The 18,084-nt window shown below is 71.5% G+C and carries 17 protein-coding genes; 13 read left to right on the top strand and 4 right to left on the bottom strand.

The window, feature by feature from the left end; all coding sequences use genetic code 11:
• The first annotated feature begins 1 nt into the window (after position 1).
• Genes ABLE68_RS19385 through ABLE68_RS19400 form a run of 4 tightly spaced genes read left to right on the top strand, consistent with a single transcriptional unit; the run spans position 2 to position 2,180 of the window.
• A complete protein-coding gene (locus tag ABLE68_RS19385; protein WP_348873570.1) occupies positions 2-214 on the top strand; it encodes a hypothetical protein in 213 nt (70 codons plus the stop codon).
• Positions 211-618 (top strand): hypothetical protein, encoded by a 408-nt coding sequence (locus ABLE68_RS19390; protein ID WP_348873571.1) that lies wholly within the window; start codon positions 211-213, stop codon positions 616-618. Before ABLE68_RS19385 ends, ABLE68_RS19390 begins: the two co-directional genes overlap by 4 nt.
• 10 nt (positions 619-628) lie before the next feature.
• Positions 629-1,459, top strand: coding sequence for an aldo/keto reductase (locus tag ABLE68_RS19395; RefSeq protein ID WP_348873572.1), 831 nt, complete (start codon positions 629-631; stop codon positions 1,457-1,459).
• A gap of 19 nt (positions 1,460-1,478) precedes the next feature.
• Positions 1,479-2,180, top strand: a complete 702-nt coding sequence (locus ABLE68_RS19400) for a peptidylprolyl isomerase (RefSeq protein ID WP_348873573.1) — start codon at positions 1,479-1,481, stop codon at positions 2,178-2,180.
• A 3-nt stretch (positions 2,181-2,183) separates the two neighbouring features.
• On the opposite strand, the gene ABLE68_RS19405 is transcribed toward ABLE68_RS19400, so the two are convergent.
• On the bottom strand, positions 2,184-3,059 hold the full coding sequence (locus ABLE68_RS19405; protein ID WP_348873574.1) for an oxidoreductase: 876 nt from the start codon (positions 3,057-3,059) through the stop codon (positions 2,184-2,186).
• Positions 3,059-3,484, bottom strand: coding sequence for an OsmC family protein (locus ABLE68_RS19410; RefSeq protein ID WP_348873575.1), 426 nt, complete (start codon positions 3,482-3,484; stop codon positions 3,059-3,061). The genes ABLE68_RS19405 and ABLE68_RS19410 overlap by 1 nt, the downstream gene beginning before the upstream one ends.
• A gap of 112 nt (positions 3,485-3,596) precedes the next feature.
• Between ABLE68_RS19410 and ABLE68_RS19415 the strand changes: the two genes are divergently transcribed.
• From ABLE68_RS19415 to ABLE68_RS19425, 3 genes are all read left to right on the top strand, one after another.
• Complete coding sequence (locus ABLE68_RS19415) at positions 3,597-3,881, top strand: Fe-S cluster assembly protein HesB (protein ID WP_348873576.1); 285 nt, start codon at positions 3,597-3,599, stop codon at positions 3,879-3,881.
• A 78-nt stretch (positions 3,882-3,959) separates the two neighbouring features.
• Positions 3,960-4,952, top strand: coding sequence for an NADP-dependent oxidoreductase (locus tag ABLE68_RS19420; protein WP_348873577.1), 993 nt, complete (start codon positions 3,960-3,962; stop codon positions 4,950-4,952).
• Positions 4,953-4,976: 24 nt separating this feature from the next.
• Positions 4,977-5,495: a hypothetical protein gene (locus ABLE68_RS19425; RefSeq protein WP_348873578.1), complete on the top strand. Its 519-nt coding sequence runs from the start codon at positions 4,977-4,979 to the stop codon at positions 5,493-5,495.
• An 86-nt stretch (positions 5,496-5,581) separates the two neighbouring features.
• Here the strand turns inward: ABLE68_RS19425 and ABLE68_RS19430 are convergent, their stop codons facing one another.
• The gene (locus ABLE68_RS19430) at positions 5,582-7,279 is read right to left on the bottom strand and encodes an aminotransferase class V-fold PLP-dependent enzyme (protein ID WP_348873579.1); all 1,698 of its coding nucleotides are present in this window, start codon (positions 7,277-7,279) and stop codon (positions 5,582-5,584) included.
• Positions 7,280-7,312: 33 nt separating this feature from the next.
• On the opposite strand from ABLE68_RS19430, the gene pepN reads away from it, so the two are divergent.
• From pepN to ABLE68_RS19450, 4 genes are all read left to right on the top strand, one after another.
• Positions 7,313-9,757: an aminopeptidase N gene (pepN, locus tag ABLE68_RS19435; RefSeq protein WP_348873580.1), complete on the top strand. Its 2,445-nt coding sequence runs from the start codon at positions 7,313-7,315 to the stop codon at positions 9,755-9,757.
• Positions 9,754-10,587 (top strand): formate dehydrogenase accessory sulfurtransferase FdhD, encoded by an 834-nt coding sequence (locus ABLE68_RS19440; RefSeq protein WP_348873581.1) that lies wholly within the window; start codon positions 9,754-9,756, stop codon positions 10,585-10,587. The genes pepN and ABLE68_RS19440 overlap by 4 nt, the downstream gene beginning before the upstream one ends.
• 138 nt (positions 10,588-10,725) lie before the next feature.
• Complete coding sequence (locus tag ABLE68_RS19445; RefSeq protein WP_348873582.1) at positions 10,726-11,889, top strand: exonuclease SbcCD subunit D; 1,164 nt, start codon at positions 10,726-10,728, stop codon at positions 11,887-11,889.
• The gene (locus tag ABLE68_RS19450) at positions 11,886-14,552 is read left to right on the top strand and encodes an AAA family ATPase (RefSeq protein WP_348873583.1); all 2,667 of its coding nucleotides are present in this window, start codon (positions 11,886-11,888) and stop codon (positions 14,550-14,552) included. The genes ABLE68_RS19445 and ABLE68_RS19450 overlap by 4 nt, the downstream gene beginning before the upstream one ends.
• A 3-nt stretch (positions 14,553-14,555) precedes the next feature.
• On the opposite strand, the gene ABLE68_RS19455 is transcribed toward ABLE68_RS19450, so the two are convergent.
• Positions 14,556-15,026, bottom strand: a complete 471-nt coding sequence (locus ABLE68_RS19455) for a pyridoxamine 5'-phosphate oxidase family protein (RefSeq protein WP_348873584.1) — start codon at positions 15,024-15,026, stop codon at positions 14,556-14,558.
• 63 nt (positions 15,027-15,089) lie between these two features.
• On the opposite strand from ABLE68_RS19455, the gene ABLE68_RS19460 reads away from it, so the two are divergent.
• Together ABLE68_RS19460 and ABLE68_RS19465 are read left to right on the top strand one after the other, a co-directional pair.
• Positions 15,090-16,610: a TldD/PmbA family protein gene (locus ABLE68_RS19460; RefSeq protein ID WP_348873585.1), complete on the top strand. Its 1,521-nt coding sequence runs from the start codon at positions 15,090-15,092 to the stop codon at positions 16,608-16,610.
• Positions 16,610-17,998, top strand: coding sequence for a metallopeptidase TldD-related protein (locus tag ABLE68_RS19465; RefSeq protein ID WP_348873586.1), 1,389 nt, complete (start codon positions 16,610-16,612; stop codon positions 17,996-17,998). Before ABLE68_RS19460 ends, ABLE68_RS19465 begins: the two co-directional genes overlap by 1 nt.
• Positions 17,999-18,084: the final 86 nt, after the last annotated feature.

Genomic DNA, 18,084 nt, shown 5'->3' on the forward strand with positions numbered 1-18,084 from the left:
CATGACAGACGAGCGATACGAAGCAATCCAGGCAGTGGTCGACCGGGTCTCCTCCTACCAGGACGGTGCACCCGAAGGCACGGTGGAGAAGGAGCTGCGCGCCGGGCTCACCGAGGTCGGGGTCGAGACGACCGACGACGAGGTGACCGCTCTCGCCGAGGCGATCGAGTCCGAGCACGGCGCTGTGTCGGCAGCGGACGTCCTGGGCGGATGAGCGACCCCGACGACGCGACCGTCGAGGCCCTCGGCAAGCTCTCCGAGGCCCTCGAGGTCGTCGAGGAGGCGCGCGGCTTCCTCTACGCCTTCCACCGTCGCTGCGGGACGGCCGACCTGGCACTCGGCGAGGCCGTCGACCTGCTCCGCGAGGCCGGGCACGACGAGCAGGCCGACCGGATCTCCCGCGAGCTGGTGGGCCGCAACATCCTGCAGGGCCGCTGGTCCTTCCAGGTGGTCGAGGAGTACGACGACGGCTACTACGCGCTCTTCAAGGAGCTCGAGCAGGACGCCCGCGACGCTCTCGCCGACGGGCGCCGCCACCTCTTCGAGGCGCAGATGAAGGAGGACCGTCGCACGCACGGCGCTCCCGGTCACGCAGCGCGGCCGGAGAGTGCTGGGTAACGTGAGCGGCATGTCTGCACCGACCTACGAGCTCAACGACGGCACCACGCTGCCTGCGATCGGCTTCGGCACCTACCCGCTCCAGGGCGAGGACGGCATCACCGCGATCCAGAGCGCGATCGAGGTCGGCTACCGCCTGCTCGACACTGCCGTCAACTACGAGAACGAGGCGGAGGTCGGTGAGGCCATCCGACGATCCGGACTCCCCCGCGACCAGCTGCGGGTCGCCAGCAAGGTCCCCGGCCGCGACCACGGCGACGCCCTGGCGAGCGTGCGCGGCTCGCTGGAGCGGCTCGGCCTCGACTACCTCGACCTCCACCTCGTCCACTGGCCGAACCCCAGCGTCGGCAAGTACGTCGACGCGTGGCGCGGACTGATCGCGGCGCAGGAGGAGGGCCTGGTGCGCTCGATCGGCGTCTCCAACTTCAGCGCCGAGCACCTCGAGCGGATCATCGACGAGACCGGCGTGACGCCGGCCGTCAACCAGATCGAGCTGCACCCCTACTTCCCCCAGGCCGTCATGCGCGACGTCAACGCGGGCTACGGGATCCGCACCGAGTCGTGGAGCCCGCTCGGCAAGCGGCAGGCGCCGTTCAGCGAGCCGCCGATCGCCGCCGCAGCGGATAAGTACGCCGTCACGCCGGGCCAGGTGATCCTGCGCTGGCAGGTGCAGCTGGGGTCGATCCCGATCCCGAAGTCCGCCACGCCCGAGCGTCAGCGTCAGAACCTCGACGTGTTCGGCTTCGAGCTCACCGACGAGGAGGTCGCCGAGATCAGCGCTCTCGGTCGGCCGTCGGGCCGGTTGTTCGGTGGCGACCCGGACACCCACGAGGAGATGTGACCTCCCCTACGATCGGCACATGCTGATCCGCCCTGCTGCCGCCCTCGCCGGTCTGGCCGTCGCCGCCCTCGCCCTCGCCGGGTGCTCGTCCGACGGCTCGTCCGACACCGCCGCCGACCCCGCTCCGACGAGCGGGGTCTCGTGCGACTACCCGGCCGGTGGCGGGGACGCTGCCAAGGACGTCGACCCGCCGCCCGCGACCGCCACGCAGACCGGCACGGTCGCCGCGACCATCGCGACGAGCGCAGGTGACCTGCACGCCGACCTCGATGCCGATGCGACGCCGTGCACGGTCAACTCGTTCGTGTCCTTGGCGGAGCAGGGCTACTTCGACGGCACCAGCTGCCACCGGCTGACCACGGGCGGGATCTTCGTCCTGCAGTGCGGCGACCCGACCGGCACCGGCTCCGGCGGTCCGGGCTACTCGTTCGACGACGAGCTCGACTCCCTGCCGAAGCCCGATGCCGACGGGAGCATCGCCTACCCGGCCGGGACCCTCGCGATGGCCAACGCCGGCCCCGGCACCAACGGCTCGCAGTTCTTCGTCGTCTACGACGACACCAGGCTGCCCCCGGCGTACACGGTCTTCGGCACCATCGACGACGCCAGCGTCGCGATCGTGCAGAAGGTCGCCAAGGCCGGCACCGACGACGCCAACGGTCCCGGCGACGGCCACCCCAACACCCCGGTCGACATCAGCAAGGTCACCGTCGACAACTGAGGGCTACAGCGGGAACGTCACTCCGGTCATCTCCTCGGACCGCTCCCACAGGCCCTTGGCCAGGTCGGGGTCGACGGCGGCCCGGCTGCGGGCGACCCCGGTCGGCCAGCCGCTCATCTCCTTGAACCCGTCGGGACCGATGAAGCTGTTGCCGGGGATGTCCATGGTCGCGGCGTACAGGCTGCTCAACGCACCCTTCTCCACCGACATCCCCGCAATCTTGTGACCCCAGGACCCGACCCAGGTCTTGAACGCGTTGCCGGTGTTGCCGGTGATCGAGGTCGCCGTCGAACCGGGGTGAGCCGCGACCGAGCGCACCGGCGACCCGACGGCGGTGAGCCGACGCTGGAGCTCCGCCGTGAACAGCAGGTTGGCGAGCTTGGTCGTCGTGTAGACCGTGAAGCCCTTGTAGGGCCGGCGCTCCCAGTTGAGGTCGGTGAGGTCGAGCTTCGCGAGCCGGTGGCTGTCGGACGAGATCGCCACGACCCGGTCGCGCAGCTGCGGGAGCATCAGGTTGGTCAGCGCGAAGTGGCCGAGGTGGTTGGTGGCCAGCTGGGTCTCGAACCCGTCGGCGGTGAGTGCGAAGGGCACGGCGAGGACGCCGGCGTTGTTGACGAGCACGTCGACCGGGCCGATCTCGGCAGCGAACTCGCGCACCGAGGACAGGTCGGCGACATCGAGGCGACGTACGTCGACGGAGCCGGTGAGCGTGGCCGCGACGGCCTCGCCCTTCTCGACGTTGCGCACGGCGAGCACGACCTCGGCGCCGTTGGCCGCCAGCACGCGGGCGGTCTCGAGACCGAGGCCGCTGGAGGCCCCGGTGACGACGAAGCGACGGCCGTGCTGCGGCAGGTCGGCGCGCCAGCCCTCGCTGCCCATCAGACGATCACGTAGTCGACGGCGGACCCGAGCTGGACGGTGCGGCCGACCGTGCAGAGCCGGTCACCGGACTGGGCGACCGACCGCGGCAGCGCCTCGCGGGCGCGGTCGCCGTCCTCGCCCTCGGGAAAGCGCACCTCGAAGGTGATGCGCAGGTCGGTCAGGTGGTTGCCACCCTCGTCACGGACCTTCTCGCCGGACGCGGTCACCTCGAACGTCGTGGCTTCGGCGCGCTTGCCGGTGATCAGGTCGACGTCGATCGCGCTGCAGCCCGCGAGGGCGGCCAGCAGGAGCTCGACGGGCGTGAAGTCGGGGTCGCCACCAGAACCGACGGGGAGCACGCCACCGCGGGCGTTCGTGGCCTTGTAACGGCCCTCCCCCATCTTGCTGAGGCTGATGGAACGGAGGTTCTCCTGCGACGTCATGCGCACAGCGTGCCAGAGCCGCGACACGCCCGGGAGGCCACGTCGACTTGTCTCGTCGCGCCCGATCGGACACGGTGGAAGGGACCAGCCAAGCTATCCGGAAGGCGGAGCAATGCTCACCCTGACCGAGAACGCCAGTGCCATCGTCAACGAGATCACCTCCCAGCCCGGCCTCACCGAGACGGCTGGACTGCGGATCACCTCCGACAGCTCCCCCGACCCGGCCTTCGAGGTCACCGCGGCGGCCCAGGCCGAACCCGGCGACCAGGTCGTCGAGCAGGCCGGAGCCACGATCTACCTCGACCAGACGTCCGCCCAGCTCCTCGACGACAAGGTCCTCGACGCCGCCGTCGACGGCTCGGGCAAGGTGGAGTTCGCGCTCGCCCTCCAGGGCTGAGCCCGCACGTTCCGCGCAGGCCCCGGACCTTCAGGGTCCGGGGCCTGCTGCCATTTCCGCTGCTGGAAGGATCGACCCATGACGACCTCCCGTGAGATCCACCTCGCCTCCCGCCCGTCCGGCTGGCCGACCGCGGAGAACTTCCGCACCGTCGACACCGAGCTGGCCGACCCCGGCCCGGGCGAGGTGCTGGTGCGCAACACGTTCGTCTCGGTCGACCCCTACATGCGTGGTCGCATGAACGACGTGAAGTCCTACGTGCCGCCGTTCGCGCTCGACGCGCCCATGGACGGCGGCGCCGTCGGCGAGGTCGTCGCCTCCGGCGACGAGCGCTTCCAGCCCGGCGACACCGTCCTCCACCAGGCCGGTTGGCGCACGCACGCCCTGCTCCCCGCCGGCGAGGTGCGCACGGTCGACACGACCGCCGTCCCGGCCTCGGCGTACCTCGGAGTGCTGGGCATGCCCGGCATGACGGCGTACGTCGGTCTCACCCGCATCGCCGAGGTTCGCGAGGGTGACACGGTCTTCATCTCGGGCGCTGCGGGCGCGGTCGGCTCGCTGGCCGGCCAGATGGCCAAGCTGCTCGGCGCCGGGAAGGTGATCGGCTCCGCCGGGACCGCCGAGAAGACCGCCTGGCTGACCGAGCTCGGCTTCGACGTCGCGCTCAACTACAAGGACGCGCCGATCGGCAAGCAGCTGCGCGAGCACGGACCTGTCGACGTGTACTTCGACAACGTCGGTGGCGACCACCTGGAGGCCGCGATCTTCGCGATGGCCGACTTCGGCCGGATCGCCGAGTGCGGGATGATCGCCGACTACAACGCCGACGCTCCGGCGCCCGGACCGCGCAACATGATGATGATGATCAGCAAGCGGCTGACGATGCGCGGCTTCATCGTCACCGACCACCGCGACGTCGCCGGTGACTTCTACCGCACCGTCGGGCCGTGGCTGGCCGACGGATCGCTGGCCTACCGCGAGACCGTCGTCGACGGCATCGACAACGCGGTCGACGCGTTCCTCGGGCTCCACCGCGGCGACAACACGGGAAAGATGATCGTCAGCATCTAGGGGCTGCTGTGGCAGGGTGACCCCATGCTGCGATCTCTCGGGAAGATGCTCGGATGCACGGCGGCCGCTCTGGTGCTCGGCGCGGGCCCGGCCACGGCCGAGTCGGTCGTCATCGGCGAGGACGCCGGTGACGCGTCGGGTCCGCTCGACATCACCCGGGTCAAGGTCGACAACGGCGACCACGCGCTCGTGGCGTCCGTCCGCTACGACGGCTCGTCGCGCGGCAACCTGGTCGTCAGCATCGACCAGCGCGGCGGACGCGGCGTCCGGCTGATCAGCGAGCACCGCCCGGTCGGTCACACGACCGACCTCGTGGTCGGCCGCGCCTTCTCCGACCACGGCGGGAGCTCCGCACGGATCCCGTGCCCCGGCTTCCGGGTGACCTGGAGCGCTGACGAACCCACGGTCAGGCTCCGGATGCCGTCCTCGTGCCTCGGCGGCGGGGACTACGGGGCGATCCGCTTCGTCGTGCTCACCGAGGACGCGAGTGGCGGAGACTCGGACGACAGCTACCCCGTGTCCCCCTGGCTCGCCCGGGGTTGACCTACTCGGTCAGCAGCACAAGCTGGTCTCGATACGCGCCGTCGCGACCTCGTTCCTCGGTCGCGGGCGCTACTCGACCTGACCTCCTACTCCGCTTCGAGCAAGCTCGAAGCGGGGAGGTCAAACCACCTCAGGTGCTCGAAGTCGGCGCTGACGTTGCCGGGGTGCCCGGTGAGGTCCGGGCCGACGGCTGCCGCGAGCAGGGCGGCCCCGTCGCGCAGGTGCTCGGCGAGGAGGTCCTCTCCCCCGGTGGCCCGGTTGGTCGGCATGGTCGCGCGACCGTCGGCGTACGACACGTCGCGCAGCGACAGCGGCGGCGTGACGAGGCCGTCGCGGTGGCGCCACAGCCCGGTGGCGACCTCGAAGCGGTAGTCGCCGAGCAGCTTCCAGCCCTCGCGCGCGACCAGCGCGACCGCGGCGATGAGGTAGTCGACGACCGCGTCGGAGACGAAGTAGTTGAAGTTGATCCGGACCCACCCCGGCTTGATGCCCTCGCAGCCGCCGGTGATCTCGCGCTCGAACTCGTGGGAGCGCTCGAGGTCGATGCCGAGCAGCCGGTGGCCGTAGGGGCCGGCGCACGAGCAGCCGCCGCGCGACTGGATGCCGAAGAGGTCGTTGAGCAGGGCCACGACGTAGTTGTGGTGGAGGTAGCGCCCGCTCGGTGAGCGGAGCACGAAGGACACGATCGAGAGTCGGTCGGCGTCGAGGTTGCCGAGCAGCTCGATGGACGGCTCGTCGGCCCAGGCCGCGACGGCTCGGCGCAGGTGGCGCTCCTCCTGCTCCCGGATCGTGTCGGTGCCGACGGCCTCCTTGAGCTGGAAGACCAGCCCGGCGCGGATCGACTCGATGATCGCCGGCGTGCCGCCCTCCTCTCGGTGGGTGGGGTCGGCCAGGTAGCTGTGGTCGTCGTCGTTGACGTAGGCGACGGTGCCGCCGCCGGGGACGTCGGGCACCCGGTTGGCGAACAGCGCCCGGCGCGCCACCAGGACGCCCGGGGTGGACGGTCCGCCGATGAACTTGTGGGGCGACAGGAAGACCGCGTCCTTGTAGGACAGCGGCTGGTCGGCCACGGGACCCATCTGGATCCGGACGTACGGCGCCGCCGCAGCGAAGTCCCAGAAGCTGAGAGCACCGTGCTCGTGCAGGAGCGTCGCGATGCTCGCGGTGTCGGACACGATCCCGGTCACGTTGGACGCGGCCGAGAACGAGCCGATCTTCAGCGGACGGGCGGCGTACTTCTCGAGCTGGACGCGCAGGTCGTCCTGGTCGACGCCACCGTCCTCGTCCTGGCGGATGGTGACGACGTCCGCGATCGTCTCGCGCCACGGCACCTCGTTCGAGTGGTGCTCGTAGGGGCCGACGAACACGACCGGCCGCTCTTCGGGGGCGATGTGGTCGGAGAGGCGGTGGGAGTCCTCGAGGACCGACGGGATGCGCAGCCCGAGGACGCCGATCAGCTTGGCGATCGCACCGGTGCACCCGGAGCCGGCGAACAGGACGACGGTGTCGTCGTCGCCACCGACCGACTCCCGGATGATCTCCCGCGCCTCCTCGCGCAGCCGGGTCGTCTGGAGGCCGGTGCCGCTCGACTCGGTGTGGGTGTTGGCATAGCTGGGCAGCACCTGGTCGCGGATGAAGTCCTCGATGAAGGTGAGCGCACGGCCCGAGGCGGTGTAGTCGGCGTAGGTGACCCGGCGGGCGCCGTACGGCGTCTGCATGACGTGGTCGTCACCGATCACGGAGTCCCGGATCAGGGCCAGCAGCTCCTCCTTCGCCTCAGTCACGAAGCCAACATAAGCCCGACATAGGGTGTCCGCGTGAGCAGCCCGTACCAAAGCCTTCAGCGCACCGAGGCCATCGCCCGCCGCGAGCTCCTGAGCGTCGACGACTACGACGTCCGCCTCGACCTGGCCGGTGACGAGAAGACCTTCCGGTCGATCACGACCGTGCGTTTCACCAGCGCCGGCGGACCGACGTTCCTCGACCTGAAGCCCGAGCGCCTCGACGAGATCCGCCTGAACGGCGACGTGCTCGACCCGGGTCTGCTCGACCGCGGTCGCTACCCGCTGGAGACCGTCGCGGGCGCCAACGAGCTGGTCGTCGACGCCGTCATGCGCTTCCGCAACGACGGCGAGGGTCTGCACCGCAGCGTCGACCCCGCCGACGGGCTGCACTACGTCTACGGCATGTCCTTCATGGACGCCGCACCCTCGATCTTCGCCTGCTTCGACCAGCCCGATCTCAAGGCGCCGTACACGTTCCACGTCCGAGCTCCGGAGGACTGGACCGTGATCGGCAACGCCCCGGGGACCAACCCTGAACCCGGCGTCTGGGAGCTCGAGCGCAGCCACCCCCTGTCGACCTACTTCGTCACCCTGGTCGCCGGCCCCTACTACGTCATCCACGACGAGCACGACGGCATCCCGCTCAGCCTCTCGGTGCGGGCGAGCCTGGCCAAGGACCTCGACGCGGACGCCGAGGAGATCTTCACGATCACCAAGCAGTGCTTCGACGAGTTCCACCGTCTCTTCGGCATCCGCTACCCCTTCGGCAACTACCACCAGGCGTTCGTGCCGGAGTTCAACGCCGGAGCGATGGAGAACCCCGGCTGCGTCACCTTCCGGGACCCGCTGATCTTCTCCTCGCGGGTCACCCGCGGTCAGCGCATCAACCGCGCGTCGACCATCGCCCACGAGATGGCACACCAGTGGTTCGGCAACATCGTGACGCCGCAGTGGTGGGACGACCTGTGGCTCAACGAGTCCTTCGCCGAGTACATGGGCAACCGGGTGACCGCCGACGTCACGGAGTACGACGACACGTGGGTCGACAACGCCTACGCGCGCCGTCAGTGGGGTCTGACCGCCGACCAGGCGCCGAGCACCCACCCGGTGGCCGGCAACGGCGCCGTCGACGCGGTCGCCGCGCTGCAGGACTTCGACGGCATCTCCTACGCCAAGGGCTCGAGCATCCTCAAGCAGCTCGCCGCCTCGCTCGGCGACGACGTCTTCTTCGCCGGGGTGATCGACCACTTCACCCGGCACCGCTTCGGCAACGCGACGATGCACGACCTCATCGACAGCTGGGAGCGAGCCGGAGCCGGCGACCTCTCGTCGTTCAGCGCCAACTGGCTGCGGACCGCCGGTCCCGACGCCATCGTGCTCGACCGGGAGGCCGGCGTCGTCCGCCGTACGCCTCCGGCAGAGCACCCCGCCGACCGCTCCCACACGTTCCAGGTCGCGGTGGCGACCGACGGCACGTGGTCGACGCAGACGCTCACCGTCGAGGGACCCGAGACGCCGTTCGAGGTGGCTGGCGACGCCGTGGTGCTCGACCCCTACGAGGAGACCTGGGCCGCCGTCATGCCCGACCCGGCGACCGTCGACGCGCTGAAGTCGTTGCTGCCCGACATCGAGGACGCCGCCCTCAGGGCGGGCATCTGGAACAACCTGCGCACCGGCTTCCACAACGCCCTCGTCTCCCCCGCCGACCTGGTCGACCTGGCCGAGGCCAGCCTGCCGATCGAGGACCTCGAGGACACCCAGCGGCGTACGTTGCCGTGGCTGTTCGGCCGGGTCCTGCCCCTCGCACCCGCCGGGAGCGCTGACCGTCTCCACCGCGCCGCGCTCGCCAAGCTGGCCGGCCTGCCGGTCGGCTCCGAGCTGCAGCTGTCGGCCTTCCGGGCCTCGATCGCCTCGGCCTCGGACCCCGACGAGCTGCGCGGCTGGCTGTCGACCCCGCCCGAGGGCATCGACGTCGACCTCGAGCTGCGCTGGCGCCTCCTGGTCCGGCTGGCGACCCTGGGCGCGACCGACCGGTCCGAGCTGCAGGCCGCCCTGGACGCCGAGCCGACCGGCCGCTCGCGTGTGGAGCACATGCGGGCCGTGGTCTCACTGCCCGACGCCGAGGCGAAGGCTCTCGCGTGGGACGTCTTCACCGGGCGGCTCGACGTGCCCAACTACGAGCTCGAGGCGGCCGCCCTCGGCATGTGGCGCTCCGGCCAGGAGGCCGTGACCGACGAGTACGTCGACCGCTACTTCGCCGACCTGCCGGCCACCGTCGGGGTGCGCAGTGGATGGGTGCTCGCGGACGCGGCGCTCTTCTTCTTCCCGCGGACCGCCGTCCGGCAGTCGACGCTCGACCAGGCACAGACCCTGATCGACGACGAGAGCCTGGTCCCGCAGGTCCGGCGCCAGCTGGTCGACCAGGCGGACCTGCTGTCGCGGGAGCTCGCCGTACGCAAGGCGTTCCCGGTCTCGTGACCACCGACCGCGCGCGACGCCCGGGGCCGACGGTCCGCACGCGTGTGCGCGAGCTGACGGCGGCCGGCGAGCGCCACCACGAGGACCGTCTGGCGACCGAGGAGCCGCTGGAGATCCGGCTCGCGTGGCCCGGCGCACCGGCGCGGCGGGTGTGGGTCACGATGCGCACCCCCGGCAACGACTTCGAGCTGGCCGCTGGCTGGCTGCTGCACGAGGGACTCATCGGGCCGGGCGCGATCTCGGGGATCGCCTACTGCACCGACACCGACCTGACGCCGGAGCAGGAGTTCAACGTCGTCACGGTGACGCTCGGTGCTCCCCCGGCGCGCGATCCGGGGCACCGGCACGTCGGGCAGTCGTCCGGGTCGTCGGCCTGCGGGGTCTGCGGCAAGGACAGCATCGCGGAGGCGCTCGCGGCCCCGGCCGCCTCGCGGTGGACCGGTCCGCTGCCCTCGCCGGAGGTGGTGCGGACGCTGCCCGACCGGCTGCGCGAGCACCAGGCGGTCTTCGCGCGCACCGGCGGCGTCCACGCGGCCGCCCTGGCGACCGCTGACGGTGACCTGCTCGCCGTACGCGAGGACGTCGGGCGGCACAACGCCGTCGACAAGGTCACCGGCGCCCGCGTCCTGGCCGGCCACGATCCTGCTGCCGCCTGCCTGGTCGTGAGCGGCCGTGCCGGATTCGAGCTCGTGCAGAAGGCGGTCGCCGCCGGCACCGGGTCGCTGGTCGCCGTCGGTGCCCCCACGAGCCTCTCCGCCCGGCTCGCCGAGGAGTCCGGTCTGGTGCTCTACGGCTTCACGCGGGCCGATCGGTGCGTCCGCTACACCTGACCGTCGGCATGTGGTTTGGTCACCAACCGCAGACAATCGGCCCGTTTCGTTGCGGTTTGTGACCAAACCGCAGGCCCCGAGGGCTGCGGCTCGGCGTGGGTACGCAGCACTGTCGGCGCCCGCTCCTACCGTGGCGGTGTGCGCATCCTCCACACCTCCGACTGGCACCTCGGGCGGTCCTTCCACCGGGAGGGCATGCTCGGCCACCAGGCTGCGTACGTCGACCACCTGCTGGAGGTCGTGGAGGCCGAGCGGGTCGACCTCGTGGTCGTCGCGGGCGACGTCTACGACCGTGCGCTCCCCCACGTCGACGCCGTCCGGCTCGCCGACGAGACGCTCGCGCGGCTGGCGGCGAGCCGCGCCAAGGTGGTCATCACCAGTGGCAACCACGACTCGGCCCAGCGGCTCGGGTTCAGCTCGCGCCTGATCGACGCCGCCGGTGTCTTCATCCGCACCGACGCCGCCTCCGTTGGCACTCCCGTCCTGCTCGACGACGACCACGGGCCGGTCGCGGTCTACGGCATCCCCTACCTCGACCCCGACGCGGTCCGCGAGCCCTGGGGGCTGACCGGCCGCAGCCACGAGGCCGCCCTGGCCGAGGCGATGCGACGGGTCCGCAGCGACCTGGGCTCCCGCAACGCGCGATCGATCGTCCTCGCCCACGCGTTCGTGGCGGGCGCGCAGCCCAGCGACTCCGAGCGCGACATCAGCGTCGGCGGGGTCTCGCTCGTCTCCACCAGCGTCTTCGACGGCATCGACTACACCGCCCTGGGCCACCTCCACGGCCCGCACACCCTCACTGACGCGGTCCGCTACTCCGGCTCCCCCCTCGCCTACTCGTTCTCCGAGGCCGCGCAGGTCAAGGGCTCGTGGCTCGTCGACCTGGGGAGCGACGGCACCACCCACGCCGAGTTCGTCGAGGCACCGGTCCCCCGCCCGCTGGCCCGGATCCGGGGCACGATCGACGAGCTGCTCGCCGACCCCCGGCTCGATGTCCACGAGACGTCATGGGTGCAAGCGACGTTGACTGATGACAGCCGTCCGATGCAGGCGATGGAACGGCTCCGGGCGCGGTTCCCCCACACCCTGGTGCTCGCGTTCGAGCCGGCCGGAGGCGACCCCACGGCCGTCCCGCTCGCCCGCACCACGGGGCGCTCCGACCACGCCATCGCGCTCGACTTCGTCTCCGAGCTGCGCGGCAGCGCCGCCACCGAGGCCGAGTCCGCCCTGCTCCTCGACGCGTGCGACGCGTGCGCGGAGGACCCCGACGCCGACGTGCTGCTCACGGAGCCGGTCGGATGAGGCTCCACCACCTCGAGGCGACAGCCTTCGGGCCCTTCGCCGACACCGTCCACGTCGACTTCGACCACCTCTCCGACGCCGGTCTCTTCCTGCTCTCGGGGCCGACGGGCGCGGGCAAGACCAGCGTCCTCGACGCCGTCTGCTTCGCGTTGTACGGCGACGTCCCGGGCGACCGGTCCGCGGCCAAGCGGCTGCGCTGCGACCAGGCGGCGCCAGGTGTCGCTCCCCGGGTGACGCTCGAGACGACGCTCTCGGGACGCCGCTTCCGGATCACGCGGTCCCCCGCCTGGGAGCGCCCCAAGAAGCGCGGCTCCGGCACCACCACCGAGCAGGCGTCGGTGAGCATCGCCGAGCGGATCGACGGTGCCTGGGTCACCCACTCGACGCGCCTGGACGAGACCGGCCACCTGGTCAGCCGGCTGGTCGGGATGAACCTCGCTCAGTTCACCCAGGTCGCGATGCTGCCGCAGGGCCGGTTCCAGGCGTTTCTGCGGGCTCGCTCCGAGGAGCGCCACCAGCTCCTGCAGCAGCTCTTCCGCACCGGCCGCTTCGAGGACGTCGAGCGCTGGCTCCGCGACCGCAAGAACTCCCTGCGCCGCGCCTCCGAGTCGGCCCGCGAGCAGGTCGCCGACCTGGTCAGCCGGGTCAGCGAGGCGACCGGAGTCGCGGCGCCCGAGGTCGACGAGACGCCCGAGTCGATCGGACCGTGGGCGGTCGGCCTCCGCGAGGCTGCGACCGGCGAGAGCGCCCGCGCCTCGATCGTCGCCGCCGCGGCCACCGAGTCCGAGGCGAGCTCGCGCGCGGCCCTCGAGGCCGGTCGTGCCCTGGCGGAGCGGCGGGTCCGGCTCGCATCCGCCGCTGCCGAGCACCGTCGGCTCATCGAGACCGCCGCCGAGCACGAGACCGCTCGGGGGCGGCTCGACGACGCCCGTCGGGCCGCGGGAGTCGTCCCCCTGGAGCACCTGGCTGTCCGAGCCCGGCGGGCGCGCGCAGCGGCGCAGACCGCGGTGGCCAGGCTGGAGGTCGACGACCGTCCGACCCTCGAGGAAGCCCTCGCCGAGGCGGTCGACGGAGCCGCCTGGGTGCGGGCCCTCCAGCCCCGCGCCTCGCGCCTGCGCCAGGTGCGCAGCGAGATCGTCCGGCTCGATGCGCGGTTGGTCCAGCTCGCCGACGCCCAGGCGCGAGCCCGGGCCGACGCAGTCGCGCTGGTCGAGGCCCTCACCGACGAGCTGGGCGCTGCCCGGGTCGCCCACGACCAGGCCCGCGAGCACGCCTACGTCCTGCGCGGCCGCGCGCTCGACGTCCGCGAGGCCCGGCTGCAGGGCATGGCGGCCGAGATGGCGGGTCAGCTCGTCGTGGGTGGGTCGTGCCCGGTCTGCGGATCCTGCGACCACCCCCACAAGGCGCCCACCGGCACCGGATCGCCCGGCGACGACGACGAGAAGGCCGCGCAGAAGGCCGCCGACGGCGCCGCCGCGACCGAGCACCTGCGCGACACCGAGGTCCGCGACCTCGTGACCCGCCTCGCGGTGGCCACCGAGCGCGTCGACGTCGTGCCCCCGGCGATCGCCGAGGAGGTGAGCGCGGCGACCGCCTCGCTCTCCGCGCTCCGGGCCGAGGCGGAGGCGACCGAGGCGGAGCTGCTCGCCCACGGCGACCTCGACGCTCAGCTCGCGGCCCACACCCAGCGGGAGGCCGCGGCCCGCGCTGCGCTGAAGACGCTCGACGACCTCGCGACCGCTGACAGCTCGCTGGCCGCCGCGGAGCAGACGCTCACTCAGGCGGTCATCGACGCTGACTTCGCCTCCGCCACGGAGGCGGTCGCGGCCGCTCTCGACCAACGCGCGTACGACGCCCTGGCGCGCGACGTCGCCGACCACGACCGCCGTCTGGCCGCCGTGACGGCGGTGCTCTCCGCGCCCGATGCCGACGAGGTCGCCGCTGCGACCGCTCCCCCGCTGCCCGAGCTCGAGTCCGCCCACGCCGAGGCGCTCTCCGCGCTCAGCGCCGCCCGCGCACGCGAGTCGGTGTGGGCAACCCGTGTCGAACGCCTGGGCAACCTGGTCGCCGACCTCCAGGTGGCCCTCCGGGCCTGGTCACCGCTGCGCGACGACCTCGACCTGACCACCCGGCTGTCGTCGTTCGTCGACGGCAAGTCCGCCGACAACCGCCTGCAGATGCGCCTCTCCGCCTACGTCCTGGCCTTCCGCCTGTCCCAGGTCGTCGCAGCGGCCAACGCCCGGTTGGCCGGGATGAGCGACCAGCGCTACTCCCTCGAGCACACCGGTCGCCGCGGCGCCGGTGAGACGCGCGGCGGGCTGAGCATCATGGTCCGCGACGACTGGTCCGGCGAGTCCCGTGACCCGGCCACCCTGTCGGGCGGCGAGACGTTCGTGGTGTCCCTCGCGCTGGCCCTGGGTCTCGCCGACGTCGTCACGCAGGAGGCAGGCGGCGCCGACCTCGACACGCTCTTCGTCGACGAGGGGTTCGGCTCCCTCGACGCCGACACCCTCGACGACGTCATGGACACCCTCGACTCGCTCCGCGACGGAGGCAGGGTCGTCGGGGTCGTCAGCCACGTCGCCGAGATGCGCGACCGGATCCCGACCCAGCTCCTGGTCTCGAAGTCCCGGCAGGGATCGACGCTGCGGGTCAGCCGCTGAGCGTCAGACGTCGACCTGACCGTGGTCGGCGTCGAGGGTGTCACCGGTCAGCTTGGTCTTGACGAAGCTCAGGAGCGAGGCGACCTTGCTGCCGGGCGTGTCCCAGTACTCCCCGCTCTCGACGTCGACCCGGATCAGGGTCGCGTTCGGGTCTTCCGGCCCGCCGGGCAGCCAGGCCTCGGCGAAGGTGGTCCAGAGCTCGCGCAGCTTCTCCGTGTCGTCGACGACCTCGGCCCGGCCGTACGCCGCGACCCACGAGTCCCGCGCCGAGAAGGTCAGCGAGACCCGTGGTTCCTGCTGAATCGCGCGGGTGTGCGCCGTGTCCCGGGCCGTGATGAACCACAGCTCGAGGGACGGCTCGACCTCCTGCCGCGCCATCGGCACGCTGCGCGGACCCTCGGATCCGAACGTCGTCAGCATCGCGATCGGGATGTCGTCGATGAGCTCGGCCAGCTTCTTCGCGTCGTCAGTCATGGCGGGGCAGTACCCATCCGACGGTCCCAAAACGCGGTGGACGGCATCGGATAGGTTCGGCGCATGAGCGCGCGATCGCTGGACCCGACGTTCACCGCACTGCCCTACCGGAGCCTCGGCGACGTCGCCCTCCAACGGGCCGGCGAGCTCGGGGCGAGCCATGCCGACTTCCGCTTCGAGCGGGTGCGCTACCAGTCGCTGTCCGTCCGCGACGGCGCACTCCAGGGCGCGAGCGACCAGGAGGATCTCGGCTTCGCGGTCCGGGTGATCCACGGCGGCGCCTGGGGCTTCGCCTCCGGCGTCGTGCTGACCGTCGACGAGGCCGTCCGGGTCGCCGAGACCGCGGTCGCCGTCGCGCGCGTCTCCGCGGAGATGACCAGCGCGCCGGTCGTGATGGCCCCCGAGCCGGTCCACGCCGATGTCGAGTGGGTGTCGGCGTACGACGTGAACCCCTTCGACGTGTCGGTCCCCGAGAAGTCCGCGCTCCTCATCGACTGGACCGAACGACTGCGCACCGGAGCCGCGGTCGACCACGCGTCGGCCTTCCTCCTGCAGGTGCAGGAGAACAAGTACTACGCCGACCTCGCCGGCACCCGGACCACCCAGCAGCGGGTCCGCCTCCAGCCGGGCTTCGAGGCGATGGGCGCGGGCGCCGACACCTTCGACTCGATGTCGAGCATCGCGCCGCCCGTCGGTCGCGGGTGGGAGTACCTCACCGGCGGTCCCGCCAGCTGGGACTGGGACGGCGAGATCGAGGAGGTGCCCGAGCTGCTCGCCGAGAAGCTCAAGGCGCCGAGCGTCGAGGCCGACACCTACGACCTCGTGATCCATCCCTCCAACCTGTGGCTCACCATCCACGAGTCGATCGGCCACGCGACCGAGCTCGACCGCGCGCTCGGCTACGAGGCCAACTACGCCGGCACCTCGTTCGCGACGTACGACAAGCTCAACTCGCTGCAGTACGGATCGGCGGTCATGAACGTGACCGGCGACCGCACCGTCGAGCACGGGCTCGCCACGATCGGGTACGACGACGAGGGTGTCCAGACCCAGAGCTGGGACATCGTGAAGGACGGCGTCTTCGTCGGCTACCAGCTCGACCGGCAGATGGGCGAGATGTTCCCGGACCTCAACGGCGGACGCTCCAACGGCTGTGCGTACGCCGACTCCCCCGGCCACATCCCCATCCAACGGATGGCCAACGTGTCGCTGCAGCCCGCAGCCGACGGACCGAGCACCGAGGAGCTGATCAGCCGCGTCGACCACGGGCTGTTCATCGTCGGCGACAAGTCCTGGAGCATCGACATGCAGCGCTTCAACTTCCAGTTCACCGGGCAGCGCTTCTACAAGATCGCCGACGGCGAGCTGGTCGGGCAGGTGCGCGACGCCGCCTACCAGGCGACCACGACCGACTTCTGGAACTCCATGGAAGCCGTCGGCGGTCCCGACACCTGGCAGCTCGGTGGCGCGTTCAACTGCGGCAAGGCCCAACCCGGGCAGGTCGCGAGCGTGAGCCACGGCTGTCCGACGGCGCTGTTCCGCGGCGTACGCATCCTGAACACCACCACCGAGGCGGGCCACTGATGACGTCCCTCCACCAGTCCTTCGTCGAGCACGCGCTGGCGACGTCGATCGCCGACGACTGCATCGCGATCGTCCGGGACCGCACCAGCGCCAACCTTCGGTGGGCCAACAACACGCTGACCACCAACGGGGTCACGCACGGCCTCGACGTCACGGTGATCTCGTTCATCCGCACCGGGGCCGGCGTCGCCACCGGTTCGGTGACCGGCAACGCCACCGACCAGGCCGGGGTGACCGCCCTCGTCGAGGCCGCCGACGCCGCGGCCCGAGCCTCCTCGCCCGCCGAGGACGCCGCCGAGCTGGTGCGCGACAAGGCGTCACCCGACTGGGACGATGCGCCCGTCCCCACCGACATCCACGTCTACGACGCCATCGCGCCCGCCCTGGGTGAGGCGTTCGGCCGCGCGAGCTCCGCCGACCGGGTCCTCTACGGCTTCGTCAACCACGAGATGACGACGACCTACCTCGGCTCGACCACCGGCCTGCGGCTGCGCCACGTCCAGCCCACCGGCCACTACGGCTGCACCGGCAAGACCGCTGACCTCTCCGCGAGCGCCTGGGTGGGTGGCGCGACCCGTGACTTCGCCGACGTCGATCCGCTCGCCTTCGAGGCCGAGCTGGCCCAGCGCCTCGGCTGGGCGAACCGCCGTGTCGACCTGCCCGCCGGTCGCTACGACACGATCCTGCCGCCGACCGCGGTCGCCGACCTGATGATCTACGCCTACTGGAACGCCGGCGCGCGGGTCGCCCACGAGGGGCAGTCCGTCTACAGCCGTCGCGGCGTCGGCACCCGCGTCGGGGAGCGCATCGCCTCCCCCGGCGTAAACCTGCTCTCCGACCCGTCGTACGCCGGCCTCGCGTGCGCACCGTTCGCCGTGGCGACCCAGTCGAGCAACGAGTCGTCCGTGTTCGACAACGGGCTGACGCTCGGGCCGACCGACTGGATCCGCGACGGCGAGCTCACGTCGCTGGTCCAGACGCGACACTCCGCCGAGATGACCAAGCTGCCGGTCACGCCCGCGATCGACAACCTGGTGCTCACTGTCGACGGAGCCAGGGGCGGCATCGACGACGTGGTCGCCGGCACCGAGCGCGGTCTCCTGCTGACCTGCCTCTGGTACATCCGCGAGGTCGACCCGCAGACCCTGCTGCTCACCGGCCTGACCCGCGACGGTGTCTACCTGGTCGAGAACGGCGAGATCACCGGCGCGGTCAACAACTTCCGCTTCAACGAGAGCCCGGTCGACCTGCTCCGACGGTTCAGCGGGTCCACGGCGACCGTGCCGTGCTTCAGCCGCGAGTGGGGCGACGACTACTTCTCCCGCACGGCCATGCCCGCTCTCCGCGTGCCCGACTTCAACATGTCGAGCGTCTCCCAGGCCCAGTAGAACTTTCTGCGCCTCGCATGCAACCGACCTGCGAGGTCGGGCGTACTCCCTGTGTTCAGACACACCACACAGGAAGCAAGGAAGCC

It is taken from the genome of Nocardioides pollutisoli (genome assembly GCF_040045055.1).
GTDB classification, from domain to species: Bacteria; Actinomycetota; Actinomycetes; order Propionibacteriales; family Nocardioidaceae; genus Nocardioides; species Nocardioides tweenelious.

What these genes read in the sequence shown, in the direction of transcription:
- ABLE68_RS19385 (WP_348873570.1), top strand. Translation starts at nt 2, where the DNA reads ATGACAGACGAGCGATACGAAGCAATCCAGGCAGTGGTCGACCGGGTC.
- ABLE68_RS19390 (WP_348873571.1), top strand. Translation starts at nt 211, where the DNA reads ATGAGCGACCCCGACGACGCGACCGTCGAGGCCCTCGGCAAGCTCTCC.
- ABLE68_RS19395 (WP_348873572.1), top strand. Translation starts at nt 629, where the DNA reads ATGTCTGCACCGACCTACGAGCTCAACGACGGCACCACGCTGCCTGCG.
- ABLE68_RS19400 (WP_348873573.1), top strand. Translation starts at nt 1,479, where the DNA reads ATGCTGATCCGCCCTGCTGCCGCCCTCGCCGGTCTGGCCGTCGCCGCC.
- ABLE68_RS19405 (WP_348873574.1), bottom strand. Translation starts at nt 3,059, where the DNA reads ATGGGCAGCGAGGGCTGGCGCGCCGACCTGCCGCAGCACGGCCGTCGC.
- ABLE68_RS19410 (WP_348873575.1), bottom strand. Translation starts at nt 3,484, where the DNA reads ATGACGTCGCAGGAGAACCTCCGTTCCATCAGCCTCAGCAAGATGGGG.
- ABLE68_RS19415 (WP_348873576.1), top strand. Translation starts at nt 3,597, where the DNA reads ATGCTCACCCTGACCGAGAACGCCAGTGCCATCGTCAACGAGATCACC.
- ABLE68_RS19420 (WP_348873577.1), top strand. Translation starts at nt 3,960, where the DNA reads ATGACGACCTCCCGTGAGATCCACCTCGCCTCCCGCCCGTCCGGCTGG.
- ABLE68_RS19425 (WP_348873578.1), top strand. Translation starts at nt 4,977, where the DNA reads ATGCTGCGATCTCTCGGGAAGATGCTCGGATGCACGGCGGCCGCTCTG.
- ABLE68_RS19450 (WP_348873583.1), top strand. Translation starts at nt 11,886, where the DNA reads ATGAGGCTCCACCACCTCGAGGCGACAGCCTTCGGGCCCTTCGCCGAC.
- ABLE68_RS19455 (WP_348873584.1), bottom strand. Translation starts at nt 15,026, where the DNA reads ATGACTGACGACGCGAAGAAGCTGGCCGAGCTCATCGACGACATCCCG.
- ABLE68_RS19460 (WP_348873585.1), top strand. Translation starts at nt 15,090, where the DNA reads ATGAGCGCGCGATCGCTGGACCCGACGTTCACCGCACTGCCCTACCGG.
- ABLE68_RS19465 (WP_348873586.1), top strand. Translation starts at nt 16,610, where the DNA reads ATGACGTCCCTCCACCAGTCCTTCGTCGAGCACGCGCTGGCGACGTCG.